This window comes from Arthrobacter sp. SAFR-179, assembly GCF_059414945.1.
In genome coordinates this window covers 405,794-432,719 of the sequence record NZ_JBPFDM010000001.1, presented here as the reverse complement: position 1 = coordinate 432,719, position 26,926 = coordinate 405,794, and the positions used below count along the sequence as shown (strand labels likewise).

Sequence of the window (26,926 nt, the reverse complement as noted above, 5' to 3'; positions counted from 1 at the left end):
GTGCTCCTCATTTTGTGGTCAGCAGCAGACGGCATCGGAACGCCCCTGCTGCTGGTGCGAACTAATGCCTACCGTAGTGGCTGGCTGTGACTATTACGTTTCCAGGCTCCATGTTTACTAAGCATGCTGACTTTACCCCAAATTTCGGGTACGGCTTTCGCCACCCCACCGGCGGTAATGGGACCGCCCGACACCGCCTCCGACGCTGCACGCCCGGCACGGCCGTGCAGGGCGGCGCCAAGGGCGGCGATGGCAGCCCACCGGGACTCCGCCGCGATGCCCGCCTCACTGAAACGCCCGACGTCGGGCCCTGCCTGGGCAAGCAGCGCACCGATGACGCCGGCCAGGACGTCCCCGCTGCCGGCAGTGGCCAGCCAGGGCGTCCCGTCCGCCTGGCTGAAGGTATCACCCGAGGGCGCGGCCACGAGCGTGCTGGCGCCCTTGAGCAGGACCGTGGCCCCGGTGCGGGCAGCCGCCTGGCGGACAGCGGCGAGCGTCCCCGCCTCCACCGCCTCCCGGTCCTCGCCGCCGCCCAGCCGCCGGAACAGCGATGCCAGCTCCCCCGCATGCGGCGTCAGCACCACGTGCGGGGCCAGGATTTCGGGAAGCGCGGGCAGTGCGCCGGCGTCCGCAACGACGGGAAGGCCGGAAATGACCGCGTCACGTGCGCGCGCCAGTTGGTCGTGGTCCTGCGGGCCCATGCCGGAGCCCACCAGCCACGCCTGGACACGGTTGTCGGCCACGCTACCGGTGCTGCACACCACCTCAGGACAGGACTGCCGGACCAGGTCTGCCACCGATGGCGGGCCCAGGTACCGCACCATGCCCACTCCTGCGGCAAGGGCGCCCCGGCAGGCCAGGACTGCCGCCCCCGGGTAGTCCTCGGAGCCGGCCACCACGCCCAGCACGCCGCGGGAATACTTCTGTGCGCGCCGTGCGGGCAGCGGCAGGAGGTGTGCCAGATCGGCGGCCTCGAGCCGGCGCAGGGACGGCTGCGGCAGGTGCTCCTCAATCCCGATCGGCACCACCAGGACGCGCCCGGCGTAGTCAGCGCCGGGGTCCGCCAGCAGGCCGGCCTTCGCTCCCCCGAAGGTGACGGTCAGGTCGGCCGGCAGGACAGGAAGGGCAGCCTCGCCGGTATCGGCGTCCACGCCGCTGGGAAGATCGCAGGCCACCACGAGGCCGCGCCTATTTCCGTCACTGACTGCCTGGACCAGGTCAGCGGCACTTCCACGCAGCCCGCCCTTGGCACCGGTCCCCAGCACGGCGTCGATGACGACGTCGGCCGCGGCAGCTTCCGCCGCCAGTTCCGGAAGTGCCGCATCAGTGAGCCGGTGCACCCGGCCGCCCGCGCGCGCAAAGGCCGCCAGACCAGCCGGATGGGATGTGTCCCCGGTGAGTACCGCTGTCGTACGCATTCCGCGGGCCGCAAGGAAGGCGCCGGCGTAGAGGCCGTCGCCGCCGTTATTGCCCTTGCCGGCCAGCACCACCACGCGGGCGCCGTTCAGGCGGCGGCCCCGGGACGTGAGTTCATGGACGACGGCGCTGGCCAGTCCGTGCGCGGCGCGCTGCATGAGCGTGTCCCCCAGTCCGTCGGCCAGGAGGGGTTCCTCGACTGCCCGGACCTGCGTTCCGGTGTAGGCGCTGATCATGGGGCGGCGGGGTCAGCCTTCGGCCAGGACCGTGGCCGTGGCGATGCCGCCGTCGTGGCTGATGGAAAGGTGCCAGCGCTTGACGCCCTTGGCCTCGGCAACCGCCAGGACGGTCCCCTTGACCTGGACGGTGGGTCCGTTGTGGTCAAGGCCGATCCAGCAGTCCTGCCAGTTCATGCCGGCAGGGGCGCCCAGGACCTTGGCCACGGCTTCCTTCGCGGCGAACCGGGCTGCCAGCGAGCGGGTGTTCAGTTCGCGCTCCGCCGGCACGAACAGGCGGTCCCTCAGGCCCGGTGTTCGTTCCAGCTGGCGGCCGAACCGCTCGATGTCTACTACGTCTACCCCAATGCCAACGATCATGCGGTTCATTCTACGGGGCGGCCCTGGCGGCAAGCGGGCGCACGCGGCGGTTGAGACCGGATATTGCGTTTGTCCGCCATCAGCGCAACAGGTGGTTTTGGCATGGGCGTGTTAAAGCAGAAAGCCCCAGGCCGTAAGGTCTGGGGCTTTCTGCTGGCGGCCGTTATTCGACGGTGACGCTCTTGGCGAGGTTGCGGGGCTGGTCCACGTCGTAGCCCTTGGCAGCTGCCAGTTCCGCGGCGAAGATCTGCAGCGGCACGGTGGTCAGCAGGGGCATGAGCAGGGTGGGGGTTTCGGGGACGTAGAAGACGTACTCGGCGTAGGCCTTGACGGCTTCATCGCCTTCCTCGGCGATGACCAGGGTCCGGGCGCCGCGGGCACGGACTTCCTGGATGTTGGAGACCACCTTGGAGTGCAGCGAGTCACGCCCGCGCGGGGACGGGACCACCACGAACACCGGCTGGCCTTCGTCGATCAGGGCGATGGGGCCGTGCTTGAGCTCACCGGCGGCGAAGCCTTCGGCGTGGATGTACGCGATTTCCTTGAGCTTCAGCGCGCCCTCGAGGGCCACGGGGTAGCCCACGTGCCGGCCCAGGAACAGTACCGATTTCTCGTTGGCCATGGACCGGGCCAGTTCGCGCAGCGGCCCGGCGTTGTCCAGGATGGTCTGGATCTTCGCGGGGATCTTGTTCAGGTCCGCGAGGACGTCCTTGATCTGGCCGGAGAAGATGTTTCCGCGCAGCTGGGCCAGGTACAGGCCCAGCAGGTACGCGGCGGTGATCTGCGCCAGGAACGCCTTGGTGGACGCCACGGCGATTTCTGGGCCGGCGTGTGTGTAGAGCACGGCGTCGGATTCCCGCGGGATGGTGGAGCCGTTGGTGTTGCAGATGGAGATGGTCTTGGCGCCCTGTTCCCGGGCGTAGCGGACCGCCATCAGGGTGTCCATGGTCTCGCCGGACTGGCTGATGGAGACTACCAGGGTCTTTTCGTTCAGGATCGGATCGCGGTAGCGGAACTCGTGCGCGAGTTCCACCTCGGTGGGGATCCGGCACCAGTTTTCGATGGCGTACTTGGCCACCATGCCCGCGTACGCGGCGGTGCCGCAGGCGAGCACGATGATCTTGTCCACCTGCTTGAGCAGTTCCGGGTCGATGCGGAGCTCGTCCAGGGTCAGTTTGCCCTTGATGTCAGAACGTCCCAGCAGGGTCTGCGCCACGGCGTCGGGCTGGTCATGGATTTCCTTCTCCATGAAGGAGGAGAAGCCGCCCTTTTCCGCTGAGGCCGGGTCCCAGTCCACGTGGTATTCCTTGCCCTGGGCGGGGTTGCCGTAGAAATCGGTGATCTCCACCGTGTCCGCGGTGATGGTCACGATCTGGTCCTGGCCCAGCTCCACGGCGCGGCGGGTGTAGTCGATGAACCCGGACACGTCCGAGCCCAGGAAGTTCTCGCCCTCGCCCAGGCCCACCACCAGCGGTGAGTTGCGGCGGGCGGCAACGACGACGTCGGGCTGGTCAGCGTGCACGGCGAGCAGCGTGAAGGCGCCCTCCAGGCGCTGGCAGGCCAGCTCCATGGCGTGGGTCAGGCCGCCGTTGGCGGTGTCGCCGCCGAGCTTGTTGCGGAGGATGTCCGCGAGCAGGGCCGCAGCGACTTCGGTGTCCGTCTCGGACAGGAACGTGACGCCCTTTTCCAGCAGCTCAAGCTTGAGCTCGGCGAAGTTTTCGATGATGCCGTTGTGGATCACGGCCAGCTTGCCGCCGTCCGCCAGGTGCGGGTGCGCGTTGCGGTCCGTAGGGCCGCCGTGCGTGGCCCAGCGGGTGTGGCCGATACCGGTCACCGACTCCGGCAACGGGCGGGCCTCCAGCTCGGCGATCAGGTTGCTCAGCTTCCCTGACTTCTTCCGGGACTCGATGGCGCCCTGGGACACCACCGCCACCCCGGCCGAGTCATAACCGCGGTACTCCAGGCGGCGCAGTCCCTCAAGGACAACATCCAGGGCACTGTGACCGTTAATTGCACCGTCAACCGGACGGCCTACGTATCCCACGATTCCACACATAGGCACAAGACTATCGGCAGCGTGGCTGTTGCTCTAAACCGGCAGCCCGTTCGGCACGCCGTCCTGAACAGCCCACGTGACGTGCGCCGCCGCGCTGAGCAGGAGCGTCATTTCGTGATGGGCCGGGCGCGGGGCAGAATCTTTACCGTGACTTCGCAACGCAATGAAGCGAACGGGGAGGGTGCCTCGCCGTTCGTGGAGCTGGACCGGCAAACCTGGTCCCGGCTCGCAGCCCAGATGGAACAGCCCCTTAATGAAGAGGACGTGCTGCGCCTTCGCGGGCTCGGTGACCCCCTGGACATCAGCGAAGTCAGGGACGTCTACCTGCCGCTGTCACGGCTCCTGCACCTGTACGTCGAAGCGGCGGGGCAGCTGCACGCGGCCACCACCACGTTCCTGGGTGAGCAGACCCAGCGCACGCCCTTCGTGATCGGTGTGGCCGGCTCGGTTGCCGTGGGTAAGTCCACCATTGCCCGCGTGCTGCGTGAGATGCTCCGCCGCTGGCCGGGCACCCCCAACGTGGAGCTCATCACCACGGACGGCTTCCTCTACCCCCTCGCCGAGCTCAAGCGCCGGCAACTGCTGGACCGGAAGGGCTTCCCGGAGTCCTACGACCGCCGCGCGCTGCTGCGCTTCGTCAGCGAGATCAAGGGCGGCGCCGAGGAAGTGCGGGCGCCCTGGTACTCCCACGTCACGTACGACATCGTTCCCGGCAAGGAAGTGGTGGTCCGCCGGCCCGACGTGCTGATCGTGGAAGGCCTGAACGTGCTGGCTCCGGCGCGGCCGCGGCATGACGGCCGCCAGGGCCTGGCACTGAGCGATTTCTTCGACTTCTCCATCTACGTCGATGCCAAGACCTCCTACATCGAGGAGTGGTACGTGGACCGGTTCCGGAAGCTGCGGAGCACCGCGTTCGCGCAGCCGGAGTCCTACTTCCACCGCTATGCCACGCTGTCCGACGATGAAGCCGAAAGCACCGCCCGCGACATCTGGAAGCGGATCAACGAGCCCAACCTGGAGGAGAACGTCCTTCCCACGCGGGGCCGGGCGCAGCTGGTGCTGACCAAAGAGGCGGACCACTCCATCCGCCGCATGCTCCTCCGGAAGGTGTAGCACAGGTGTGCTACCAATGCGGGTCCCCCAGCCGGCGCAGCTTCACCCGTTTCCTGGCAGCGGGGGCCGGGCTGACTGTCCTGGCAGCCTGCACGCCTGAGGCACCCAAGGCCGTGCCGCCGTCGTCCGCTGCGTCCTCCCCGTCGCCCTCCCCTGCTGCCGTCACCAATTCAGCGGGCCCGACGGCGGAAGCCGCCACCGTGGGCCAGTCACCTGAGGCGCCCTCCCCCACGCCGTCCCCGTCGGCCACCTTGGCGCGGCAGTTTTCGCTTGATGACCCGGCCAGCCAGTGGGTCATCGTGAACAAACACCGGCCCCTCGCGCCCGTGGACTTTGTGCCGGCTGACCTGGTACGTCCCGCCGTCGCCATCTCTGCCGCTGGCGAGGCGGCGCTGCTGAACAGTACGACGGCGGCCGCGGCCGAGGCGATGTTCGCGGCGGCCGCGCAGGACGGCGTGGCGATGGTCCTGGCCAGCGGCTACCGCTCGTACAGCACCCAGGTGACCACCTACAACGGGTACGTTGCCGCACGGGGACAGGCCGACGCCGACACGGCCAGTGCCCGGCCCGGTCATTCGGAGCACCAGACGGGGTGGGCGTTCGACATTGCGGACGGCGGGGGTGCCTGCAGCTTCCAGCCGTGCTTCGCCGACCAGCCCGCGGCGTCCTGGGCGAAGGCGAACGGGCACCGCTTCGGCTTCGTGGTGCGGTACCCGTGGATGCTGCACCCCATCACGGGGTACTACTACGAGCCGTGGCACCTGCGGTACGTGGGCGTGGAGGCGGCCACGGACATGGCGAACCGTGCCGTCGGCACGCTGGAGGAATATTTCGGCCTGGAGGCGGCACCCGCGTACCTGTAATGCCGGTGCGCTAGGTTGGTTTCCATGCTTAGTGGATTCAAAAACTTCATTATGAAGGGCAACGTGGTTGACCTTGCCGTCGCCGTCGTCATGGGTACCGCGTTCGGCGCGGTGGTGACTGCACTGGTGAACAAGGTGCTGATGCCCTTCGTCTCCGGCCTGGTGGGTGCGCCCAACTTCGACAGCTTCGCAAGGGTGGAGCTGAACGGCAACGCCATCGAGTTCGGGGTCCTGCTGACCGCCGTGGTGAACTTCCTGCTGATCGCCGCAGCCATCTACTTCGTGGTGGTGATGCCGATGAACATCATGATCGAACGACGGAACCGCCGGCTGGGGATCAACAAGGACGTGAAGAAGGACGCTGCCGAGGACCCTCAGGTTGCGCTCCTGACCGAGATCCGGGATGCGCTGAAAGAACGCGCACTCTAAACCCAAAACTTAACCGCAAAGTGGCCCGCCTCCTTTTGGAGGCGGGCCACTTTTTCTTGCTTCGCGTGCGGCGGGCACGGCTAGTTTGAGGCGAGCTCCAGCGCGAGCTCGGTGCGGACCACCTGTGCCAGGTGCTCGGCGATGGCGTCGAGCTGCGTCGCTCCGGCCAAGGCCCGTGATGTCATTACATGCGGAGTTTGCTCAGGATCGGGTCAATTTATGGGAAATTCCCCCCATTAAATCCCCGGGTCCTATTAGGCTCATCGCACCGCCACCTCAACGAGGAGACCGCGGAACTGTGACTGCAGATGTTGGGTCTGCAACTCTCTGGAAGGCTTTATCGATGAAACTTCGCGAGGAGTCAACGTCAATTGATATTGAACGGGTAATTCTTGTCCCGATCATGGCCCTGTTGTTGCTGTGCGCAGTCTCCGCACTATTTTCGGGCTCGAAGGTCGCTTCGACTTCTGCCCTCGTCACCGCGTTGCACGTCGCCTACCAAGTACTCATGACTGTCTTTTATCTGATGGTGGTTTTCTTCCTTCTAACCAGGAGTTCTGCAAGTGCCCGGAGCGGACGGATTGCTCCCACAGTCGCGGCATACGTCGGGAGCTTCCTGCCTTTCCTGTTCGCGTTTGCGGGTGGGTCGGAAGTATCGGAGGGTCTAGCTCTGTTTGCAGTGGGGCTCATGACCTTGGGAATGGTCTTTACTGTCTGGTCCCTGATGACGCTCGGCAAGAGCTTCGGGGTAGAGCCCCAAGTAAGAACGCTGGTGCAAGACGGGCCCTATCGGCTGATCCGCAACCCTCTTTATGTCGGAGAGATGGTGACTCTGATCGGCGCAGTTTGCTTCAGTCCCACGTTGTTGAAGACAGCAATCCTTGTAGTACTGGCAGCCGTTCAAGCGTACCGGGCAATTCAGGAGGAGCAGCTACTAGCGGATAACTTGCCCGAATACGCCGCATACAAACTGCGGACGACGCGGTTCGTGCCGGGCCTGTTCTGACCTTGTGGCTGATCCTAGGGACCGCGCCATGTAAGTCCCCCCAACCGAGTGTGGCCCGCCTCCCCATCAGGAGGCGGGCCACAGTTCTTTAACTTCTAGTTTGAGGCGAGCTCCAGCGCGAGCTCGGTGCGGACCACCTGAGCCAGGTGTTCGGCGATGGACTGGGCCGTCTCTTCGTCAGCGGCCTCCACCATCACGCGGACCACGGGCTCAGTCCCGGAGGGACGGAGCAGGACCCGGCCGGTTTCACCTAGCGCGGCTTCCGCGGCCGCCACGGCCTGGGCCAGGACGTCGCTGCTGCCCACGCGGCTGCGGTCTACGCCCTTGACGTTGATGAGGACCTGCGGGAGCTTGGTCATGACGGTAGAGAGCTCCTTGAGGGTCTTTCCCGTCAGGGCCACTTGCGCGGCGAGCTGCAGGCCGGTGAGGAGGCCGTCGCCGGTGGTGGCGTGGTCGGCGAAGATGACGTGCCCGGACTGTTCCCCGCCCAGGTTGTAGCCGCCGTCGCGCATGCCCTCCAGCACATAGCGGTCCCCCACGCCGGTTTCCACAATGGTGATGCCGGCATTGCGGAGGGCGATCTTGAGGCCGAGGTTGCTCATGACAGTGGCCACGAGGACGTCGTTTTTAAGCTTGCCAGACTTCTTGAGCGCAACTGCGAGGATGGCCATGATCTGGTCGCCGTCCACCTCGTTGCCTTCGTGGTCCACGGCCAGGCATCGGTCGGCGTCGCCGTCGTGGGCGATACCCAGGTTGGCGCCGTACTTGACCACGGCTTCCTTGAGCGGGCCGAGGTGCGTGGAGCCAACGCCATCGTTGATGTTCAGGCCGTCCGGATCGGCGCCGATGACGATCACGTCCGCCCCGGCGTCCTTGAAGAGCTGGGGTGAGCAGCCGCTGGCGGCACCGTTGGCGCAGTCCAGGACCACGGTGAGGCCGTCCAGGCGGTGCGGAAGGGTGCGGAGGAGGTGGACGATGTAGCGGTCCTCGGCGTCGGAGAAGCGCTGGATGCGGCCCACGTCAGCGCCGGTGGGGCGCACGGCTTCCTTGCTCATCTGGGCTTCGATGGCATCCTCCACCTCGTCCGGCAGCTTCTGGCCGCCGCGGGCGAAGAACTTGATGCCGTTGTCCGGAGCCGGGTTGTGGGAGGCGGAGATCATGACGCCGAAGTCAGCGTCCAGGTCCGCCACCAGGTAGGCGGCCGCGGGGGTGGGCAGGACGCCGGCGTCATAAACGTCGATGCCTGAACTGGAGAGCCCGGCTTCTACGGCGGCGGCGATGAACTCCCCACTGGCGCGCGGGTCACGGGCCAGCACGGCGCGGGGCCTGGAGCCATTGGAGTTGCGGTCGTGGCCGAGCACGACGGCGGCCGCCTGGGCCAGCTGCAGGGCCAGTTCTGCTGTCAGCAGGCCGTTGGCCAGCCCCCGGACACCATCAGTTCCAAATAATCTAGACACCGGTCAAGTGTAGAGGATGGGGTTGCCGCGGCTTGAAACGGCTGGCCAAACGACTGTTTTGCACCTTTCCGAGGCCGGAAACGGCGGCTGAAATTTCTTCCATGCTCCACCCACACGGTTTGATGTCAGGTGCCATCTACTGCAAATAGGGCAGGGATACACGCTGGTTTCTCGTCTCCGACCGTCCCCCTTGGAGCGAATGTGCTGGAGCGCATGAACGGCAGCACGATGACTTGGATAAGGAATTTTGGTGCAGTTGGCCACGGCGCGAAGTCCAATTACAGGAAGTCGCGTGGCTCATTTCCACACTTGGTCGCCTGTTTAGTACAAGTCGACCCGGTCCCACTCGAAGTGGCTGGTCATCTGCCAAGGTAGTCCACCTAAAGGCTGCTGACAATCATGTATCCCTCTGCTGGAGTCACTACATGCGTTAACGGCGGAAGCCCGCCCCACCAATGGCGGGACGGGCTTCTGTGCAAGCGGAGTTAGCGCTTGGAGTACTGCTGAGCCTTACGGGCCTTCTTGAGACCGGCCTTCTTACGCTCGATAACACGGGCGTCGCGGGACAGGTAACCGGCCTTCTTCAGGGTGGCGCGGTTGTTCTCGACGTCGATCTCGTTCAGCGAACGGGCGATGCCGAGGCGCAGTGCGCCGGCCTGGCCGGAGATGCCACCACCGTGGATACGGGCGATGACATCGTAAGCACCTTCGAGATCAAGGATCTTGAAGGGCTCGTTGACGTCCTGCTGGTGCAGCTTGTTCGGGAAGTAGTTCGCCAGCTCGCGGCCGTTGATGGTCCACTTGCCGGAGCCGGGCACAACGCGGACGCGTGCAACGGCTTCCTTGCGGCGGCCAACAGCTGCGCCGGCAACGGTCAGGGCCGGACGCTCCTTCTTGGGAGCAGCTTCGGCAGCTGAGCTCTCAGAGGTGTAGCTGGTCAGGTTTTCCTCGGCCTCGACGACCTCGGTGGTCTCTTCGTTCTGAGCCACGATTCTCCTTGTATAGATAAGTTGTTTGGTGGCCAGGACTACTGGGCGACCTGGGTGATTTCGAAAGTCTTGGGCTGCTGGGCGGCGTGCGGGTGCTCAGCACCGCGGTACACCTTCAGCTTGCCGAGCTGCTGGGCAGCCAGGGAGTTCTTGGGGAGCATGCCCTTGATGGCCTTCTCAACGGCGCGGACCGGGTTGGATTCCAGCAGTTCCGCGTAGTTGACGGAGGTCAGGCCGCCCGGGTAGCCGGAGTGGCGGTATGCGCGCTTCTGCTCCAGCTTGGCACCGGTCAGGGCTACCTTTTCAGCGTTGATGATGATGACAAAGTCGCCCATGTCCATGTGGGATGCGAAAGTGGCCTTGTGCTTGCCGCGCAGCAGGATTGCGGTCTGGCTTGCAAGACGACCAAGGACAACGTCGGTGGCGTCAATGACGTGCCACTGGCGGTTGATATCGCCGGGCTTCGGGGTGTACGTACGCACGGTGTTTGCCTCGTTCTTGTTCTGGCGTTCTTGTTTAGGTGTCGCTAGCTCGCGCACCTACTGTCTGCGCGCTACCGGAACAGAGGTGAGGGCTCCATGTAACCAGTCATCCTGAAGTTCCGAATGTGCACGTTGAGTAGTTATCCTGCAACCGGATTCTCAAGCGGGCACGCACCATCGGAATAGGACACGCACAACGACTACCAAGATTAGCGCGTCAGGTGGTTCCGGGTCAAAATGAGTTAGCCGGAGGCCGCTGGGGCCGCGTCGGCCCAATCCAACAGGGGGATGCCAGTGTCGTCAGCGGTGAACTGGGATCCTAGCACCGCGCTCCTGGTCGTTGGCGTCGCGCTTATGGGAGCCGTCCTCTCCCCCATCGCCGAGCGACTGATCGCAAAGCTGCTTCCTAGGCTTGGCGACGTGCCGCGCCTGCAGGCAAGAATTACGACGGCGGCAGTAACAGCCGTCGCGTCCGCGGCCTTTGCGGCGCATTTCGGCAGCGCGCTGAGCCTCCCAGCCTTCCTTTTACTTGCTGTCTTGGGCGTCCAGCTGGCAAGGATAGACGCAGCACTCCACCTGCTGCCGAATCCCCTCGTGCTGATGCTGCTGGCCGGCGGTCTTTTATTGCTTCTATTGCCGGGGATATTTGGTAAGCAATCTGATGATTTCCTCCGCGCAGCCCTGGGTGCCGTCATCTTGTTTGCCAGCTATCTGATTTTGGGCCTTATATCACCCGGCGGCATCGGGATGGGTGATGTGAAGCTCGCAGCGCCCGTCGGCCTTTACCTGGGGTACTTAGGTTGGGGCCACATCCTCTACGGAGGGCTGGTCGGCTTCGTCTTGAATGGCATCGTCACGGTGATTGTCCTCGGCAGGAAAGGCCGGAATAAAGCCACCGAAGTGCCCCACGGGCCCTCCATGCTGGGTGCCTTAATGGCCGTGACTTTGTTCATGACCTAAGCCCAGTTCGGTGCTCGTGCCACACCGAAAGGTCCGCCAAGGCACGACTCCAAGTGGTCGTCCGGGTACCGCCATGCGACGCCTGAGTACTTTGCCACGTATTCGAGTACATATTTTTATCGCACCGCTAAAAAACGAGTACTACTACGCCTTGTTGCCCATGCTCCCCAGTGACACTCTCTTCTTAGCGAAGCCCAGCCGCTAAAGAGTTTATGGGGGCAGCTGGAAATTCGTTGAAATCAAAAGTAATCCAATTTCACCGAATTAAGGAAAATACAATGACTTCTCTCATGGTCTCAATGACTGCTTTCATCGCAGGCGTCAAGGATCGCTTCAGCCGGGAAGAAAGGGGTGCAACGATGGTTGAGTACGGCATCATGGTCGCCCTCATCGCAGTGGTGGTCATCGTGGCTATCGGACCTCTCGGAACCGCAATCCGCGACATGTTCGCAGGTGTCACGGCCGGCATTTAGTGCATCCCTGACTGACGGCCGCGCCGGGGTCCTGACTAGCTTCAGGCCCTGAGGCTTGTCGGCCCCGACGACATTATCTCCGCGGTTCTTCGGGGCCGCGCGCGCCCTGTTCCCAGACGGACTCAGCGCCCAAGGCATGTTTGTTCTCGTTGTTGTTCCCGGTTCACCCTTTCTCGGGAAGTGCGAGGGCCTCGCCTTGGGCGCTTTCGTCGTTGGGGAAGCCCGCGCTGAACTTCGGGGTTCGCCATTGCCCTGCTCGCGCCGGCTACTTCGTGAGAGGCAGCCGGTGAACAGCGCCTACCTTCCGGACCGCTGTGCAGACCTGCGTCCCGCACCTGCTGTTCCCGGCGATGAAATCCGTCTCCGACGGTGCACGTAAAGCCACGCACCCTGGCTACATCCCGCCCACGCCGATAGCTGCCTGTCATGTCATTGCCCAGGCACGCTCACGTGTTCACTACTACGAGTAGTCGGGCTGGTACCTGCACACGCCGACTGAGTAGTTCTCCGCACATACAAGTACGCCGATTTACCCCCACTCGAAAAAGTCGAGTACTACTACGCATTGTTGCCCATGCTCCCCAGTGACAATCTCTTCTTAGCGAAGTCCAGCCGCTAAAACTTTACGGGGGCAGCTGGAAATTCGTTGAAATCAAAAGCAAGTCCAATTTCACCGAATTAAGGAAAATACAATGACTTCTCTCATGGTCTCAATGACTGCTTTCATCGCCGGCGTCAAGGATCGCTTCACCCGGGAAGAAAAGGGAGCAACGATGGTCGAATATGGCATCATGGTCGCCCTTATCGCAGTGGTGGTCATCGTCGCTATTGGACCACTCGGCGTCGCAATCCGGAACATGTTCCAGGGCGTCACCGCCGGCCTCTAGCCTGCCCTCGTCGACCGGCTCTCGTGGTGGAAAACCAAGAGCCGGTCGACTCAATTAAACGAACCCACACACACGGATATCCTCGCACTTCGGCCTGGGAGACGGTTTTGAAAGCGAAACGAAAAGAGCGCGGCGCGGTCGCCGTTGAGATGGCGCTGTTACTGCCACTACTGCTTCTCATCGTGATGGGAACAATCGAGTTTGGCCGGGTGCTCAATGTGCAAGTCTCTATGACCCAGGCCGCAAGAGAAGGCGCCCGGTACGCCGCCATCCACTATAAAGATCCCGGGCTGAACGTGACAGCAGCAACCCTTGCCGCCGCACCATCGCTCTCCGGTCTCCCTGTGGGCGTCACGAATAATGCCGGCAGCTGTGCGGCCGGCGCCAACGTAACAGTGACCACGAGCGTCACCTTGCCTTCGCTCTCCGGATTTTTGGATGCCGGATTCTTTGGTGCCCCGGGCATCTTCCCGATCACCCTCACAGGAATAGGAGTTATGAGATGCGGCGGTTAGGTCGGTTAGACAGCACGCGGGCGCGAAGTGATCAACAGGCCACGCGGGAGGAAAGGGATGAACGAGGCGCAGCTACGGTCATAGTCGCACTCGTCCTGGTCGTCCTTCTCGGCTTTGCCGCCTTGGCCGTGGATGTCGGAGCCATGTACGCCGAAAAGGCGCAGCTGCAGAACGGAGCCGATTCGGCCGCTTTGGCAGTCGCAAACCAGTGCGCCAAAGGCTCCTGCGGGGATTCGACCGGAACGGGAGCCCTCTTCGCCAACAGCAACGCCAATGACGGTACCAGCGGCGCCACCGTCACATTTCCTAATTCGACAACTGTGCACGTAGAAACCAAGGCCCGCGCAGCCGGCTCCACAACCGACGGATTTGGCCTGTTTTTTGCCCGTGTTATGGGTTTCAACACCACGCAGATCAATGCGACGGCGGAAGCTTCCTGGGGCGCCGTCTCCGGCGCGAACAGCTTCCCGTGGACCATTAGCGATTGCGTCTTCAAGAAGAACCTCACCGCGTCACAGCTGGCGGAATTCAATTCAACCGGAACCTTCACGGGCGATCCAATCCCTAACCACCTCACGCTCCGATACGACGAGAACACACCCCCGTACCCGGGCTGCGCAGCTCAGAACGGCTATGCTCCTGGCGGTTTCGGTTGGCTCGACGCCGGCACTGACTGCTCCGCCACGATCGATGCGGGTACTGCGGTCGTCGGCAGCAAACCTGGCATTTCCCTGCCGAACGTTTGCTCCACCATGCCATCAACGATCAAGGGCACCACTGTGCTGGTTCCCGTCTTTTCATCGGCTGTCTCGCTCAACAACGGTAACAACACTGAGTACACGATCGTGGGGTTCCTGGCCTTCAAGGTGACTGGCTACAAGTTCAGTGGCAGTGTCCAGGATCTCGACCCGCTTGCGCCATCCTGCAGTGGAAACTGCCGTGCAGTCCAGGGGTACTTCACTCGCTTTGTGTCCCTTGCCGAGGGGTTGTCTACGAGCAACATTCCCAACTACGGCGGCTCCGAGGTGTACCTCAAGAACTAAAGTCGCGGGACTTTCCCCGCTAATCGACACAAACCCATTGCAAAGGAGTACCCACAGTGAAATCTCGCCTACTGGGAGGCATTGCAGCACTGGTGCTGGCAATCATTGGAACTGCCCTGTTGGTCGTATATGTCCAGGGCGCCGACGCTAGAGCTGCACAGGGGCTCAACCCCGTGAAAGTTCTTGTCGTCAACGAGGCCGTCCCTGCCGGCACCAAGGTTGAAGACTTGGGCGGCAAGGTAAAGGTCGAAGAGCTTCCGCAGTCTGCCGTGCCGGCAGCTGCGCTGGAAAGCCTGGATGGCCAGACGGGACGTGTCACCGCCTCCGCCCTGCAACCCGGCGAGCAGCTGCTTGCAGCAAAGCTGGTGGACCCGAAGGAACTGGTACCGGGCACCGTGCCGGTGCCGGATGGCCTGCAGGAAGTTACATTCCTCCTGGCCCCGGAGCGGATCCTGGGAGGCCGTTTGGAAGCCGGAGACGTGGTTACGGTGTACAGCTCTTTCAAGACCGACGACAACATGCCCGCCGATGCCAATGTTCCGGCCGAAGTAAAGGGCTGGAAGCAGTCCACAGGGCTGCTGTTCCACGACGTGCTAGTCACTGCCGTCCAAAAAGCCGCACCCGATGATAGCAAGAACTCGTCCAACTCCTCAGGTGATTCAACGGTGGCGATGCCAAATGGTTCTGCCTTCGTTACGGTCGCCAGGAGCGACGCCGACGCCGCAAAGATTGTCTTCGGGGCGGAATACGGCACACTGTGGCTCTCGAAGCAGACCGACAAGAGCACCAAGACGCAGCCTCCCGTGACTACCTTTGGTGGGCTGTACCGGTGAGTCGCTTCGTAGCCATAACCGGGGTGCGGGACTTCGAGTCCCGAGTGCGGGAGGCGGTATCAACTGCCCTCCATGGGGATCTGGAAACACTCAGCCCGGCCATTCTGTCGGGAGGGCCCGAGGACGTGTTTCGGCAGCTGACGGGGGCGCCGCCTGAAGTTCTTATCCTGGGACCGGGCGTCAGCGAAGAGGATGCACTGAAACTGGCGACCGTCTTTGACCTCCAATATCCGGAGATCAGCCTGCTCCTGGTCGCTGAGCCCTCCCCTGAGCTGGTACTCCGTGCCATGCACTCAGGTATCCGGGACGTGTTGAAACCAGATATCGAGGTGAACGACCTACGGGTCCTGCTCGAACGGGCCTGCCTGGCATCTGCCAGCCGGCGGCGGGGAATGTCATTGCCCACGGACCCGGGGCAGGAACGGGGCCGGGTCATCGCCGTCATGTCGCCGAAGGGCGGAGTTGGCAAGACGACAGTCGCCACCAACCTCGCGGTGGGATTGGGCAAAGTAGCGCCGATGAGCGTCGTCCTTGTAGATCTGGACCTGCAGTTCGGAGATGTTGCATCCGGTTTATTGCTCGAGCCAGAGCACTCCATCACCGATGCCGTTCATGGCATTGCCTCCCAGGACTCCATGGTTCTCAAGGCATTCCTAACCGTTCACCCGGCCGGGATTTACGCACTTTGTGCTCCTCGGACTCCGGCTGAAGCCGATTACATCACCGGCGAGCACGTGGGCCGGCTGCTCGAGCAACTGGCCAGTGAATTCAAATATGTGGTGGTGGATACCGCTCCGGGCCTGGGCGAGCACGTACTCGCCACGTTGGAACAGGCCACCGACGGGGTTTGGGTCTGCGGGATGGACGTTCCAAGTGTTCGCGGGTTGCGAAAGTGCTTTGGAGTACTGAAAGAGCTGCAACTGATGCCCCAGGGCCGGCACACCATCCTCAATTTTGCGGATCGCAAAAGCGGACTGTCGGTCCAGGACGTGGAAGCCACCGTTGGCGTCCCTGTTGACGCTGTCATCCCGCGCTCCCGGACGCTCCCGTTTTCAACGAACCGCGGCATACCGGTTCTGCAAGCATCGACGAGGGATGCGGCGGCCAAAGGGCTGAAGAAGCTCGTTGATCGGTTTGATCCCGAGTGGGTATCCTCCCCACGCACCAAGCTGCACCGAAGGGTGGTTGTGTCATGAAACTCTCAGATAGGCTCGCTGGTTCTCAAGGCAATTCCGACGGGTCGAACACCACACAGCCCAACGGCCGTACGCTGTCCGAAATGTCGAAAATAGGCACTCAACCTGAAAGCACATCCTTTCCCCCGGTTGGTGCCCCGGTTCCAGGTTCGTCGCTGGGCGGTAATCTCGCTTCTCCGACTATTGATGCGCTTGCCGGGCTCAAACAAAGGGCAGCCCTGGCACTCTTTGATCGCCTCGGCACGCGCTTCGGCGACACATCGTCGTCGGACGAGGAATTGCGGACCATAGCCGTCGATGAACTCTCGGCAGTCATCGATGACGAGCAGGTGCCGCTATCGCCCGAAGAGCGCCGCAGGCTCATTCGCGAAATTGCAGACGAAGTGATGGGGTACGGTCCCCTGCAGAAGCTGCTCGAAGACCCGTCCGTAACGGAAATTATGGTCAACAAGTACGACCAGATCTACATCGAGCGCAATGGCCACTTGAGCCTGACCGGATCACAATTCAGCTCTGACGATCATCTACGAAAAGTGATAGACCGCATCGTTTCCAAGGTGGGCCGGCGCATCGATGAATCATCGCCACTGGTGGACGCACGGCTTGAAGACGGTTCGCGCGTCAACGCGATCATTCCTCCACTGGCGGTCAACGGACCTTCATTGACCATCAGGAAGTTCAGCCACATACCCCTCACAGTCCGGAACCTCATCGATTGGGGCTCCTTGACCCCGGAAATGGCTGAATTGCTCAGTGCGTGTGTTCAGGCCAGGCTGAACATCATTGTTTCCGGTGGAACGGGTACGGGCAAAACTACCCTGCTCAACGTGCTGTCATCCTTCATCCCCGAAGACGACCGCATTGTCACCATCGAAGACGCAGTGGAACTTCAGTTGCAGCAGGAGCACGTTGTCCGCCTGGAGAGCCGGCCGCCGAATATCGAAGGGAAAGGTGCTGTAGGAATCCGGGAACTTGTACGGAACTCCCTTCGCATGCGTCCCGACCGCATCATCGTAGGCGAGGTCCGAGGCGGCGAGTCGCTGGACATGCTGCAGGCCATGAACACAGGCCACGACGGATCCCTGTCCACCGTCCACGCAAATTCACCCCGGGACGCCATCGCCCGTTTGGAGACTCTCGTCCTCATGGCCGGTATGGATCTGCCCCTGAGGGCTATCCGCGAACAGGTTTCATCGGCAGTCGACCTCATCATCCAGGTCACTCGCCTGCGCGATGGCAGCCGCAGGGTCACGCACGTCACGGAAGTCCAAGGAATGGAAGGTGACATTGTCACCCTCCAGGACGCGTTCCTCTTCGACTACTCAGCCGGTGTTGACCAGCACGGGAGATTCCTGGGGAAACCCATCCCCACGGGCATTCGCCCCAGGTTCCTTGACCGGTTCTCAGAACTCGGCATCGGGGTCTCCCCAGCTGTATTCGGGGCCGCAGTTCCGGCCGGCAGGAGGTAGGCCGATGGACTCGCCCTTGGTTTTCGCCGGTGCCATCAGTCTGTGCTTCGGCGCCCTGCTTGTCCTGGTGATAGTTGTCCTCAGGCCCCGGTACGCCGCCATTCCAATCCAACGCCGCAGGCCTGACGGACAGCCGGACCCGTCCACACTGTCAAGATTTTCGGAATCTGCGGCCGACGCGATGGGTGGCCTGATCGGGAAGTCCGGCGGCCCCTACAGCCGGGAACTGCTTTACAACGCTGGCGTAAAAATGACGCCTGCTGAATTCAGCGCCTTCGTGGCCGCGGTGACCGTAGCTGTTGGTCTCCTGTCCAGTCTCGCCACTAACCTCGGATTCGGAATCTTGCTGGCACTGGCGACGCCGTTCGTGGCCAGGTTGGTGCTCACACTTCGAAGGGACAAGCGGCGGAGTAAATTCGATGCGCAACTGATAGGCACCATTCAAATGCTCATAGGCGGGTTGCGTGCAGGCCACAGCGTGATGCGGGCAATCGAAGCCGCAGCAAACGAGTCCGAGGCGCCCACATCAGAGGAGCTGACCAGAATCGTCAACGAGACACGCATCGGCAAAGATGCCCGGGAGGCTATCGATGATTCGGCCAGCCGGATGGACAGCGAAGACTTCCGGTGGATTGGGCAGGCTATCCAGATTAATCGCGAAGTCGGCGGAGACCTCGCTGAGGTCCTGGACCAAGTGGCCGGCACGATACGTGAGCGTAGCGAAATCAAGGGACACGTGCGGTCACTAAGCGCGGAAGGCAAAATGTCTGCTTACATCCTCATGGCGTTGCCTGTTGGGGTCGCGTTCTTCGTCGGAATGGTCAACCCGGGCTACCTGGACGTCTTCGTCCAGAAACCGATCGGCTGGTTCCTGCTGGGCCTCAGTGCACTGATGTTCATCATCGGCGGCTTCTGGATGAGCCGCATTGTCAAGATCAAGTTCTAAGGATCGAACATGACTCCAATCGCTTGGTTGATTATCGCCACGGTTATCCTTCCTCTCACGTATTTCGTGTGGTCGTGGGCCACACTGGACCGAAAAGGGGCCCTCGCCATCCGGGGAAACCTTGCGCGCGGCTTCAACGTTGGGGGTCGCGAGGCCGGGCAGCAGGCTCCAATTCTCCTGGGAATATCAAAACGACTTACGCCGGGCAGCTACGAGGCCAAGCTGGACCACTGGCTTTCATTGGCCGGACGCCCGGCGTCCATGCCGCTGGATAAGTTAATCATCTCTAAACCGTTGCTGTCCCTTGCGGGTGCGCTCGCGGGGGTCGTCGTACTCTCCAACTCGTTTACTTCATTGAACATCGCAGTGGCGATCTTCATGACCGTCTTCTTCTATTTTGTCCCGGACCTGCTGGTCTACAACAAGGCGATTAAGCGGCAGGAAGAGATTGAGCTGGAACTGCCCAACACCCTGGACCAAATGCTGATCTCTGTCGAAGCTGGGCTTGGCTTCGAATCGGCAATGGCCCGCGCAGGCTCCTATGGCGAAGGACCTCTGGCCCAGGAACTCGTGCGTACCTTGCAGGATATCCAGGTTGGCCGGCCCCGGCACGAGGCCTACGAAGCGATGGCGGCAAGGACTTCCGTCCCGGACTTGAAGGGCTTCGTAAGGGCCGTAGTGCAGGCCGATAAATACGGTATCGGCATCGCGAAAGTCCTCCGTGCACAGGCCAAAGATGCCCGTGTTAAACGCCGGCAGCGCGCAGAAGAAAAAGCGATGAAGCTACCGGTGAAGGTCCTGTTTCCCCTGATCTTCTTCATCTTCCCCGTGCTGTTCATCGTTCTGCTTGGACCCGCCGCTATCAACATCATCGAAGCCTTTAGCCGTGTTTGAAAGAAGCAAGTAACGCGCCTACCAGCGCCATCAGACCGGACCCCCTCGGCACCCAGAACCGAGGGGGTCCTTTGGTTAAAGATCACTGAATCCCAGCCGGCCCGAAAAGCGAGCGGCTGCCAGCCGCCGGTCCATCGACCGCCGACGTTCTTTGGAGGAAGAGATGAAGGTTGGCAGATTTGTCGTGGCACTCGTTGTAGCTAGCGCGTTAAGCGGCTGCCTAGCCCAGGGGGCGCCCGAGCGAATTCGCCCGCCCGAGAAGCCTCGTTCTACAGAGACTTCCCCCGTGTCCCAGGCCCCACTGCCTCTGCAAGGATCCTCCGGTACATTCCGTATCCTCGACAGTAACGGCATCTCCTTCAACCTCGCGTATAAATACGAGCCCTCGCGAATAAAGACGCGCCCGCTGCACCTTGACGGCACAGAGTTTACAGAGGTCCAAGTTGAGGCGCATTACAGCATGGAAATCCTGAATACCTCAGGGACCCAAACCCTGTCGTTCAAACCAACCTCTGTTTGGGAGGCCACTTTCGGACTTTATGCGCTTTGGGAGTCACCGAATACGCTTTGTGACGGCATTCTTGGGCCGGGGCGAAAAGGTGACTGGTGTGGGGTGGAGCTTGCTCACTTCCACATCGAGCAGGAAGTCCTGCCGGGCACCTCATTACAGCTCACACCACACCCTGGGTTTTCGGATTCCTACCCAGTGGAAGGTGGGACAGTCGCGGTTGACCCCTCCCACCTGTCAGGAATCAGGAATGCTTTCGCTCGGCCTGACAACATTGCCATCGCATACCAGGGCAAGGACGGGGGCCGCTTCGTCAACTCCTGCTACAGGGAAGCCAACGAAAAATACAACCCAAAGGATGCGGCAGAACTGCGGGACTGGGATCTCCTGGTCGCCGCACGTGACGGAAGGTGCCGCCCTTTCATGGACAAGAGCATCTTCCCAGGCATGGCTGGCTACGCGGATCCGGATGACGGGTATACCTATCTCGACTAAACGCTGGGCCCTACCCAGCGTAAGCACAGGAAAAACCCAGTGAAAGCGCAGCAAACCGGCATCCGGAAAAGGGTTTGCGCAGGATGTTGCAAGATCCGTTCAAGACGGCAAATCGCGTTGCTAACTTCGATTCAGTGCTGGTGCAGGGCCAGCCAAATCCGTCTCGCTCAGGAGTCAAAATGCTTTCTCTCTACACCAACCTTATGATCCGTCTTCGCCGCGAAGAGAAGGGCGCAACTGCCGTTGAATACGGCATCATGGTCGCCCTCATCGCCGTGGTAATCATTGCTGCTGTGACCCTTCTCGGCGGTACTCTCGACGACCTTTTCAGGGATGTCAAGACGCAGATCGCCCCGACGGCACCCGCGCCTGCTCCGACTAACTAATGCATTGCGATTGTGGTTCCGGGCCCCGTATCGGAACCGCACCGCTTCCAGCAACAGGGGCACAAACGAGACATTGAAGAGGAAGGGCAGCAGTTGTCACAGGATTCGGAGCGCGGCGCGGCCGCCGTCGAATTCGCGATCCTGCTGCCCCTCCTCTTAATGCTCGTCTTGGGCACGATCGAATTCGGCCGCGCCTACAACGCCCAGATCACACTTACCAACGCAGCCCGGGACGGCGTCCGGGTCATGGCCATCGGCAACGACCCAACAGGCGCAAAAACAGCGGCAAAGAACGCGGCCGCTTCCGTGAGCACCACGATCCCCACATCAGACATCATCCTTAGCACCAACGCATGCAGCACCGGCGCCCAGGTTACGTTGACCATCAAGTACAACCTGTCCACCATCACCGGCATCGCGGGACCGTTTCCAATGACGGGCAAGGGGGTAATGCTGTGCGGCGGCTAAGCAAAAAGCAGGCGGCCGACGAGCGCGGCGCCATCAGCGTCATTGTGGCCATCCTCCTGGTGACCCTTCTCGGCTTCGTCGCAATCGCCGTCGACGTTGGGGTCATCTACTCGGAACGTGCCCAGCTGCAGAACGGCGCTGACGCGTCAGCAATCGCCCTGGCCCAAAAATGCGCCAAAAACGCAGCAGACGCCAACTGCTCCAACACCTCAACTCTGGCTGGCAGCCTTGCCAACCAGAACGCCTTGGACGGAATGAGCAAGGTCTACAGCATCGAACTGGACAAGACCACCCGGAAGGTCAGCGTCACCACATCCGCCAAAGAAACCGGAGGCAAGGAAAACTCCGTCTCCCTCTTCTTCGCAGACGTCCTGGGCATCCCTACTAAAGAAGTAGGAGCCCGTTCCTCGGCCATCTGGGGAAGCCCCAAGGCCGGCCGCACCGCCTTCCCACTGGCCTTCTCCATCTGTCAGGTCAAGGACAACATCGACGGCCCCCTTCAGCTCCTCCAGGAACACGGCAAGAACCAAAACGCCGACTGCAACTACGGTCCTTCAGGGGCTGCCGTCCAGGGTGGTTTCGGCTGGCTGGTCCAAGATGCCGGACAATGCGGCGGCACCATCGATCTCACGGTAAGCGAGGGAGGCAGCGACCCCGGCAACAACGCCCCCGGCAACTGCTCTGCCGAGCTCAACCGTTGGGCCAGCGAAATCACCGCCGGCCGGAAGATTGTTGTCCTCCTGCCGGTCTTCAACAAGGTCACCGGAACCGGCTCAGGCGCCATCTACGGCTTGGTGTCCTTCGCGGCTTTCGAGGTCACCGGCTGGAAGTTCAGTGGCGGCACCGGCCTTCCCTACGAATTCCGCAGCGAAAAGTCGACGACGACTGGCGTCACCACCGCGACCGAATGCAAAGGTGAGTGCCGTGGTGTCATCGGCAAATTCATCAAGTACGTCTCCCTCGCCGACGGCTACACCCTCGGCCCCGTGGACCCCTACGGCGCCACCATAGCCCGTCCAGTCCTTTAGTCGCCAGATCCAAAAGTACCCCCACCCAGGAGTTAGAAGTGAAGTCTCGCATGCTCGCCGGAACGGCCGCCGTCGCCCTGGCGTTAGTGGGAGCCCTCCTCATCATCTTCTACGCACAGGGAGCCGACCAGCGTGCGATGGCCAGCACGAACCCTAGAAAGGTACTGGTTGTCCAAAAGGCCATCACAGCGGGAACCCCGGTGGATGACATGGCCGCGTCCCTGGTGATCGAGGACGTTCCCGCTGCAGGCATCTCCACCACCGCCCTCAGCAGTCTCGACAGTAAGGCCGGGACCGTCGCCGCCGTCGACCTCGTCCCCGGTGAGCAACTCCTGGCCGAGCGCCTCGTCGCCCCAGCCGACGTCAAGAGCAACAGCGCAGCCAAGATCCCCGCGGGACTTCAGGAGGTTACCTTCGAACTGGAGCCCAAGCGAGTGGTGGGCGGCCGTCTTGAGGCCGGCGACCACGTGGGCGTCGCCTTGATCTTCTCGGCCGGGGCAGACAAGACCAAAGCGGGCGACCCGACCACCCAGCTGACCATCCGAAAGGCTCTGGTCACTGCCGTGCAGCGGGCACCCCAGGCAACGCCAAGCGCCAAGCCCACAGACGGCACCAACCCGCAGGACACGACCCTCCCCCAGGGCTCACTCATGGTCACGGTTGCCGTCAACGACCTGGACGCCAACAAGATCATCTTCACCTCGATCAACGGTGAACTCTGGCTCACCAAGGAACCCCTGGACGCCCAAGACAACGGCCCCCGCATCGAACGCAAGGACAACGTGTACAAGTGAGCCGCTTCGTCCTCCTCTCCCCCAACGGCGACTTCGACCAGAAGCTGCGCGCCGCCGTCGTTCACGGCCTGCGCGGCACCGTCCAGACCATCTCAAGCGACATCCTCCCCGCCGGCCCGGCCGAACTGTTCGCCCTCCTCAACCAGGAACAGCCGGAAGTCCTGATCATCGGCCCGGACGTTCCTTATGAGGAGGCGCTGAGGTTCGCCAAGGTCTTCGACGTCCAGCTCCCCGGCCTCAGCCTGGTCCTGGTCAGCGACGTGCAGCCGGAATTCCTGCTGCAGGCCATGCGCGCCGGCATCCGGGACATCCTCAGCCCGCAGGCGGACGCCGCGGAAATAAGGGTGCTGCTCGAACGCGCCTGCCAGTCCTTCGCCACCCGCCACCGCAGCCCTGAAGCTCAACAAACAGAGAACGGCAAGGGCTTGGTCATCGGCGTCTTCTCCCCCAAGGGCGGCGTGGGCAAAACCACCCTGGCCACCAACATCGCCATCGGCCTTGGCCAGATCGCGCCCATGAGCGTGGTCATCGTGGACCTGGACCTGCAGTTCGGCGACGTCGCCTCCGGTCTCTACCTCAACCCCGAACACACCGTCACGGACGCCGTCACCCCCGCCGCCGCCCAGGACTCGCTGGTCCTCAAGGCCTTCCTTACCGTGCACTCAGCCGGCATCTACGCCCTCTGCGCCCCGCCCAACCCGGTGGACGCGGACCATATCACCCCGGACCAGATCACCCGCCTGCTCGAACAGCTCACCCAGGAATTCCAGTACGTGGTGCTGGACACCGCCCCCGGCATGCCCGAAATCGGCCTCGCCGCCATGGAACAGTGCACCGACGTGGTCTGGGTCAGCGCCATGGACATCCCCAGCCTCCGCGGCCTCCGCTCCGGCCTGGAAGTCCTCCGCCAGCTGGACATTATGCCCGAATCCCGGCACGTGGTCCTGAACATGGCCGACGCCAAGGCCGGCCTCAACGTCCAGGACGTCGAATCCACCATCGGCGCACCCGTGGACGTCAGCGTCCCCCGCTCCCGCGCCGTGGCGCTGTCCACCAACCGCGGCATCCCCGTCCTCCAGGAATCCAGGAAAGATCCCGCCGTCAAAAGCCTCCGCCAGCTCGTGGAGCGCTTCAACCCGGCCTGGCGCGCCCAGGCACAGCGGAAACTTCACCGAAGGGTGGTCATCTGATGAAACTCTCTGAACGCATCAACGCGGTCCAGAGCCGCGGCCAGGCGTCCGCGTCCGGTTCGGGTACGGGCACCGCGGTGCTTGAAGCCCCACGCCCGGCGCCTTCGCCGTCCCCCGCGGAAGGTGCGGAGCGGCACCTTCCGGCACCGGCCGCCGTCGTGCATTCAACGTACGACGACGGCGCTCAGCAGGTGCCCACGGCACCCAAAGTGGACGTCTTCGCAGCCATGAAGGACAGGGCGGCCACCGCCCTGTTCGAACGCATGGGCACTCGCTTCAACGATGCCGCCGTCACCGAGCAGGAACTCCGGAGCACCGCCAAGAAGGAACTCTCCCGCATCATCGACGCCGAACAGGTGCCGCTGACGCCGGAGGAACGCACCCGCCTGGTCCAGGACGTGGCCGACGACGTGCTGGGCTACGGCCCCCTCCAGCGCCTGCTGGACGACCCCGCCGTCACAGAAATCATGGTCAACCGCATGGACCAGATCTACGTGGAACGCAAAGGCAAGCTGACGCTCTCCGAGTCCCGCTTCAGTTCGGAGGAGCACCTGCGCAAGGTCATCGAACGGATCGTCTCCAAGGTGGGCCGCCGCATCGACGAGTCCTCCCCGCTGGTGGACGCCCGCCTTGAGGACGGCTCCCGCGTGAACGCCGTCATCCCTCCTTTGGCTGTGGGCGGCTCCTCCCTGACGATCCGAAAGTTCAGCAAGACCCCTTTGACGGTCCGCAACCTCATCGACTTCGGGACGCTGACCCCGGAGATGGCCGAACTGCTGAACGCCTGCGTGAAGGCCAAGCTCAACATCATCGTCTCCGGCGGCACGGGCACGGGCAAGACCACGCTCCTCAACGTCCTGTCATCATTCCTTCCGCACGACGAACGCATTGTCACCATCGAGGACGCCGTGGAACTGCAGATCCAGCAGGACCACGTAGTCCGGCTGGAAAGCCGCCCGCCCAACACCGAAGGCAAAGGGGAAGTGACCATCCGCGAACTGCTCCGCAACTCCCTCCGCATGCGCCCTGACCGGATCGTGGTGGGTGAGGTCCGCGGCGGCGAATCGCTGGACATGCTGCAGGCCATGAACACCGGCCACGACGGCTCCCTTTCCACGGTGCACTCCAACTCGCCCCGCGACGCCGTGGCGCGCCTGGAAACCCTGGTGCTCATGGCCGGCATGGACCTTCCGCTGCGCGCCATCCGCGAGCAAATCGCCTCCGCGGTGAACCTCATCGTCCAGATCTCCAGGCTCCGCGACGGGTCCCGCCGCATCACTCACGTCACCGAAGTGCAGGGCATGGAGGGCGACATCGTCACCCTCCAGGACGCCTTCGTCTTCGACTACTCCGCCGGTGTGGACGCGCAGGGCCGGTTCCTGGGCAGGCCCGTCGCCACCGGAATCCGGCCGCGCTTCATCGACCGGTTCGAGGACCTGGGCATCCACGTCTCCCCGGCGGTGTTCGCCGGGCCGCTCTCACCGGGCGCAAAGTCGTGATTATCGCCATCGGAAGCCTCATCCTGCTGGCGGCCATCTGCCTGCTCGGCGTGGCCGTGCTCGTGCCGGGCGCCCCCGCGGTGCCGCTGGACCGCCGTCGTCCGTTTGAACCCGAGCCGCCGTCCTCTCTGTCCCGCCTGGCCCTGTCCGGCGTCAGGTCCTTCGAACGGCTCCTCGGGGGCCGGAACGTCAAGCTGTTCTCCCGCCCGGAGCTGGAAAACGCCGGCCTGCGCCTCAGCCAGGCCGAATTCTTCCTGCTGGTGGGCATCGGAGCGTGCGTCGGGATGCTGGTGGGGATCGTGACGGTGGGCCCGCTGGTGGGGGTGCTGCTGGCACTGCTGGCACCCTTTGTGGGCAAACTCGTCCTCGGGTTCCTGGCCGGCAAGCGGCGTGCCGCCTTCGACAGCCAGCTCGGCGACACGCTGCAACTGCTCTCGGGCGGCCTGCGTGCCGGCCACAGCATACTGCGCGCCATCGACGCCGCCGCCATGGAGTCCCAGAAGCCGACGTCGGAGGAGATGCGGCGGGTGATTACCGAGACCAGCCTGGGCCGCGACCTGCTGGCCGCGCTCAACGATACCGCGGACCGGATGAAGAACGAGGACTTCGTGTGGATCTCGCAGGCCATCCAGATCAACCGCGAGGTGGGCGGCAACCTGGCGGAAGTGCTGGACCAGGTGAACGAGACCATCCGCGAGCGCGCGGAGATCAAAGGCCACATCAAGGCCCTGGCCGCGGAAGGCAAGTTCTCCGCCTACATCCTGATCGCCATGCCGTTCGGCATCGTGGCCATGCTCCTTGCCGTGAGCCCCAGCTACATGAACTCCATGTTCACCCATCCCCTGGGCTGGGTGATGATCGGTGCCTCCTTTGTCCTGATGACCATCGGCGCGCTCTGGATGCGCAAGATCATCGACCTGAAGTTCTGAGGACCC

28 protein-coding genes are annotated in these 26,926 nt (G+C 62.9%); 22 read left to right on the top strand and 6 right to left on the bottom strand.

All coding sequences use genetic code 11. From position 1 onward, the window contains the following. Positions 1-68: 68 nt before the first annotated feature. The 3 genes from ACR65K_RS02235 to glmS all read right to left on the bottom strand — a co-directional run bounded on the left by ACR65K_RS02235 (position 69) and on the right by glmS (position 4,068). A complete protein-coding gene (locus ACR65K_RS02235) occupies positions 69-1,652 on the bottom strand; it encodes an NAD(P)H-hydrate epimerase (RefSeq protein ID WP_440151179.1) in 1,584 nt (527 codons plus the stop codon). A 12-nt stretch (positions 1,653-1,664) separates the two neighbouring features. Then, positions 1,665-2,012, bottom strand: coding sequence for a holo-ACP synthase (locus tag ACR65K_RS02230; protein WP_013601780.1), 348 nt, complete (start codon positions 2,010-2,012; stop codon positions 1,665-1,667). A gap of 163 nt (positions 2,013-2,175) precedes the next feature. Further along, positions 2,176-4,068, bottom strand: a complete 1,893-nt coding sequence (gene glmS / locus ACR65K_RS02225) for a glutamine--fructose-6-phosphate transaminase (isomerizing) (protein WP_056334382.1) — start codon at positions 4,066-4,068, stop codon at positions 2,176-2,178. A gap of 117 nt (positions 4,069-4,185) precedes the next feature. On the opposite strand from glmS, the gene coaA reads away from it, so the two are divergent. The 4 genes from coaA (at position 4,186) to ACR65K_RS02205 (ending at position 7,479) form a co-directional block, all read left to right on the top strand. Then, positions 4,186-5,181: a type I pantothenate kinase gene (gene coaA / locus ACR65K_RS02220; protein ID WP_307093209.1), complete on the top strand. Its 996-nt coding sequence runs from the start codon at positions 4,186-4,188 to the stop codon at positions 5,179-5,181. Positions 5,182-5,186: 5 nt separating this feature from the next. Further along, on the top strand, positions 5,187-6,044 hold the full coding sequence (locus ACR65K_RS02215; protein WP_440151178.1) for a M15 family metallopeptidase: 858 nt from the start codon (positions 5,187-5,189) through the stop codon (positions 6,042-6,044). A 24-nt stretch (positions 6,045-6,068) separates the two neighbouring features. Further along, positions 6,069-6,473 carry a large conductance mechanosensitive channel protein MscL gene (mscL, locus tag ACR65K_RS02210; protein WP_440151177.1) on the top strand — a complete coding sequence of 135 codons (405 nt, stop codon included), beginning with the start codon at positions 6,069-6,071 and terminating at the stop codon, positions 6,471-6,473. A gap of 343 nt (positions 6,474-6,816) precedes the next feature. Then, entirely contained in the window at positions 6,817-7,479 is a 663-nt protein-coding gene (locus ACR65K_RS02205; RefSeq protein WP_440151176.1) for a methyltransferase family protein, read from the top strand. Between the two features lie 95 nt (positions 7,480-7,574). On the opposite strand, the gene glmM is transcribed toward ACR65K_RS02205, so the two are convergent. The 3 genes from glmM to rplM all read right to left on the bottom strand — a co-directional run bounded on the left by glmM (position 7,575) and on the right by rplM (position 10,407). Beyond that, positions 7,575-8,936: a phosphoglucosamine mutase gene (gene glmM / locus ACR65K_RS02200; RefSeq protein ID WP_440151175.1), complete on the bottom strand. Its 1,362-nt coding sequence runs from the start codon at positions 8,934-8,936 to the stop codon at positions 7,575-7,577. A gap of 485 nt (positions 8,937-9,421) precedes the next feature. Next, a complete protein-coding gene (gene rpsI / locus ACR65K_RS02195) occupies positions 9,422-9,925 on the bottom strand; it encodes a 30S ribosomal protein S9 (protein WP_018769171.1) in 504 nt (167 codons plus the stop codon). Between the two features lie 38 nt (positions 9,926-9,963). Continuing rightward, positions 9,964-10,407, bottom strand: coding sequence for a 50S ribosomal protein L13 (gene rplM, locus ACR65K_RS02190; protein WP_015937805.1), 444 nt, complete (start codon positions 10,405-10,407; stop codon positions 9,964-9,966). 354 nt (positions 10,408-10,761) lie between these two features. On the opposite strand from rplM, the gene ACR65K_RS02185 reads away from it, so the two are divergent. From ACR65K_RS02185 to ACR65K_RS02100, 18 genes are all read left to right on the top strand, one after another. Continuing rightward, positions 10,762-11,367 (top strand): prepilin peptidase, encoded by a 606-nt coding sequence (locus ACR65K_RS02185; protein WP_440151174.1) that lies wholly within the window; start codon positions 10,762-10,764, stop codon positions 11,365-11,367. Between the two features lie 278 nt (positions 11,368-11,645). Then, on the top strand, positions 11,646-11,840 hold the full coding sequence (locus ACR65K_RS02180; RefSeq protein ID WP_440151173.1) for a Flp family type IVb pilin: 195 nt from the start codon (positions 11,646-11,648) through the stop codon (positions 11,838-11,840). Positions 11,841-12,532: 692 nt separating this feature from the next. Then, positions 12,533-12,727 carry a Flp family type IVb pilin gene (locus ACR65K_RS02175; protein WP_387557466.1) on the top strand — a complete coding sequence of 65 codons (195 nt, stop codon included), beginning with the start codon at positions 12,533-12,535 and terminating at the stop codon, positions 12,725-12,727. A gap of 26 nt (positions 12,728-12,753) precedes the next feature. Next, the gene (locus ACR65K_RS02170; protein WP_440151172.1) at positions 12,754-13,242 is read left to right on the top strand and encodes a TadE/TadG family type IV pilus assembly protein; all 489 of its coding nucleotides are present in this window, start codon (positions 12,754-12,756) and stop codon (positions 13,240-13,242) included. Continuing rightward, positions 13,230-14,285, top strand: a complete 1,056-nt coding sequence (locus tag ACR65K_RS02165) for a Tad domain-containing protein (RefSeq protein ID WP_440151171.1) — start codon at positions 13,230-13,232, stop codon at positions 14,283-14,285. Before ACR65K_RS02170 ends, ACR65K_RS02165 begins: the two co-directional genes overlap by 13 nt. A gap of 56 nt (positions 14,286-14,341) precedes the next feature. Continuing rightward, positions 14,342-15,118, top strand: coding sequence for a Flp pilus assembly protein CpaB (gene cpaB / locus ACR65K_RS02160; RefSeq protein ID WP_440151170.1), 777 nt, complete (start codon positions 14,342-14,344; stop codon positions 15,116-15,118). Continuing rightward, a complete protein-coding gene (locus ACR65K_RS02155; RefSeq protein WP_142133113.1) occupies positions 15,115-16,314 on the top strand; it encodes a CpaE/TadZ family protein in 1,200 nt (399 codons plus the stop codon). Before cpaB (ACR65K_RS02160) ends, ACR65K_RS02155 begins: the two co-directional genes overlap by 4 nt. After that, positions 16,311-17,783: a TadA family conjugal transfer-associated ATPase gene (locus ACR65K_RS02150; protein ID WP_440151456.1), complete on the top strand. Its 1,473-nt coding sequence runs from the start codon at positions 16,311-16,313 to the stop codon at positions 17,781-17,783. The genes ACR65K_RS02155 and ACR65K_RS02150 overlap by 4 nt, the downstream gene beginning before the upstream one ends. Before the next feature lie 4 nt (positions 17,784-17,787). Beyond that, the gene (locus ACR65K_RS02145; RefSeq protein WP_440151169.1) at positions 17,788-18,729 is read left to right on the top strand and encodes a type II secretion system F family protein; all 942 of its coding nucleotides are present in this window, start codon (positions 17,788-17,790) and stop codon (positions 18,727-18,729) included. Between the two features lie 9 nt (positions 18,730-18,738). Beyond that, a complete protein-coding gene (locus ACR65K_RS02140; RefSeq protein WP_440151168.1) occupies positions 18,739-19,623 on the top strand; it encodes a type II secretion system F family protein in 885 nt (294 codons plus the stop codon). Between the two features lie 286 nt (positions 19,624-19,909). Next, positions 19,910-20,626, top strand: coding sequence for a hypothetical protein (locus tag ACR65K_RS02135; protein ID WP_440151167.1), 717 nt, complete (start codon positions 19,910-19,912; stop codon positions 20,624-20,626). 179 nt (positions 20,627-20,805) lie between these two features. Next, positions 20,806-21,012 (top strand): Flp family type IVb pilin, encoded by a 207-nt coding sequence (locus ACR65K_RS02130; RefSeq protein WP_440151166.1) that lies wholly within the window; start codon positions 20,806-20,808, stop codon positions 21,010-21,012. Positions 21,013-21,105: 93 nt separating this feature from the next. Further along, complete coding sequence (locus ACR65K_RS02125; protein WP_440151165.1) at positions 21,106-21,480, top strand: TadE/TadG family type IV pilus assembly protein; 375 nt, start codon at positions 21,106-21,108, stop codon at positions 21,478-21,480. Continuing rightward, positions 21,468-22,508, top strand: a complete 1,041-nt coding sequence (locus ACR65K_RS02120) for a pilus assembly protein TadG-related protein (RefSeq protein WP_440151164.1) — start codon at positions 21,468-21,470, stop codon at positions 22,506-22,508. The genes ACR65K_RS02125 and ACR65K_RS02120 overlap by 13 nt, the downstream gene beginning before the upstream one ends. A gap of 38 nt (positions 22,509-22,546) precedes the next feature. Continuing rightward, the gene (gene cpaB / locus ACR65K_RS02115; RefSeq protein ID WP_440151163.1) at positions 22,547-23,302 is read left to right on the top strand and encodes a Flp pilus assembly protein CpaB; all 756 of its coding nucleotides are present in this window, start codon (positions 22,547-22,549) and stop codon (positions 23,300-23,302) included. Then, positions 23,299-24,492, top strand: a complete 1,194-nt coding sequence (locus ACR65K_RS02110; RefSeq protein WP_440151162.1) for a CpaE/TadZ family protein — start codon at positions 23,299-23,301, stop codon at positions 24,490-24,492. The genes cpaB (ACR65K_RS02115) and ACR65K_RS02110 overlap by 4 nt, the downstream gene beginning before the upstream one ends. Next, positions 24,492-25,991, top strand: coding sequence for a TadA family conjugal transfer-associated ATPase (locus ACR65K_RS02105; RefSeq protein ID WP_440151161.1), 1,500 nt, complete (start codon positions 24,492-24,494; stop codon positions 25,989-25,991). Before ACR65K_RS02110 ends, ACR65K_RS02105 begins: the two co-directional genes overlap by 1 nt. After that, positions 25,988-26,920 carry a type II secretion system F family protein gene (locus tag ACR65K_RS02100; RefSeq protein ID WP_440151160.1) on the top strand — a complete coding sequence of 311 codons (933 nt, stop codon included), beginning with the start codon at positions 25,988-25,990 and terminating at the stop codon, positions 26,918-26,920. The genes ACR65K_RS02105 and ACR65K_RS02100 overlap by 4 nt, the downstream gene beginning before the upstream one ends. The last annotated feature ends 6 nt before the right edge of the window (positions 26,921-26,926 follow it).

Bases quoted from the DNA above. Each gene is read 5' to 3' on its own strand.
- coaA (WP_307093209.1), top strand. From the start codon at position 4,186: ATGGGCCGGGCGCGGGGCAGAATCTTTACCGTGACTTCGCAACGCAAT.
- ACR65K_RS02145 (WP_440151169.1), top strand. From the start codon at position 17,788: ATGGACTCGCCCTTGGTTTTCGCCGGTGCCATCAGTCTGTGCTTCGGC.
- mscL (WP_440151177.1), top strand. From the start codon at position 6,069: ATGCTTAGTGGATTCAAAAACTTCATTATGAAGGGCAACGTGGTTGAC.
- ACR65K_RS02235 (WP_440151179.1), bottom strand. From the start codon at position 1,652: ATGATCAGCGCCTACACCGGAACGCAGGTCCGGGCAGTCGAGGAACCC.
- ACR65K_RS02165 (WP_440151171.1), top strand. From the start codon at position 13,230: ATGCGGCGGTTAGGTCGGTTAGACAGCACGCGGGCGCGAAGTGATCAA.
- ACR65K_RS02105 (WP_440151161.1), top strand. From the start codon at position 24,492: ATGAAACTCTCTGAACGCATCAACGCGGTCCAGAGCCGCGGCCAGGCG.
- ACR65K_RS02185 (WP_440151174.1), top strand. From the start codon at position 10,762: ATGGGAGCCGTCCTCTCCCCCATCGCCGAGCGACTGATCGCAAAGCTG.
- ACR65K_RS02140 (WP_440151168.1), top strand. From the start codon at position 18,739: ATGACTCCAATCGCTTGGTTGATTATCGCCACGGTTATCCTTCCTCTC.
- ACR65K_RS02205 (WP_440151176.1), top strand. From the start codon at position 6,817: ATGAAACTTCGCGAGGAGTCAACGTCAATTGATATTGAACGGGTAATT.
- glmS (WP_056334382.1), bottom strand. From the start codon at position 4,068: ATGTGTGGAATCGTGGGATACGTAGGCCGTCCGGTTGACGGTGCAATT.
- ACR65K_RS02130 (WP_440151166.1), top strand. From the start codon at position 20,806: ATGCTTTCTCTCTACACCAACCTTATGATCCGTCTTCGCCGCGAAGAG.
- ACR65K_RS02150 (WP_440151456.1), top strand. From the start codon at position 16,311: ATGAAACTCTCAGATAGGCTCGCTGGTTCTCAAGGCAATTCCGACGGG.
- ACR65K_RS02175 (WP_387557466.1), top strand. From the start codon at position 12,533: ATGACTTCTCTCATGGTCTCAATGACTGCTTTCATCGCCGGCGTCAAG.
- ACR65K_RS02230 (WP_013601780.1), bottom strand. From the start codon at position 2,012: ATGATCGTTGGCATTGGGGTAGACGTAGTAGACATCGAGCGGTTCGGC.
- ACR65K_RS02180 (WP_440151173.1), top strand. From the start codon at position 11,646: ATGACTTCTCTCATGGTCTCAATGACTGCTTTCATCGCAGGCGTCAAG.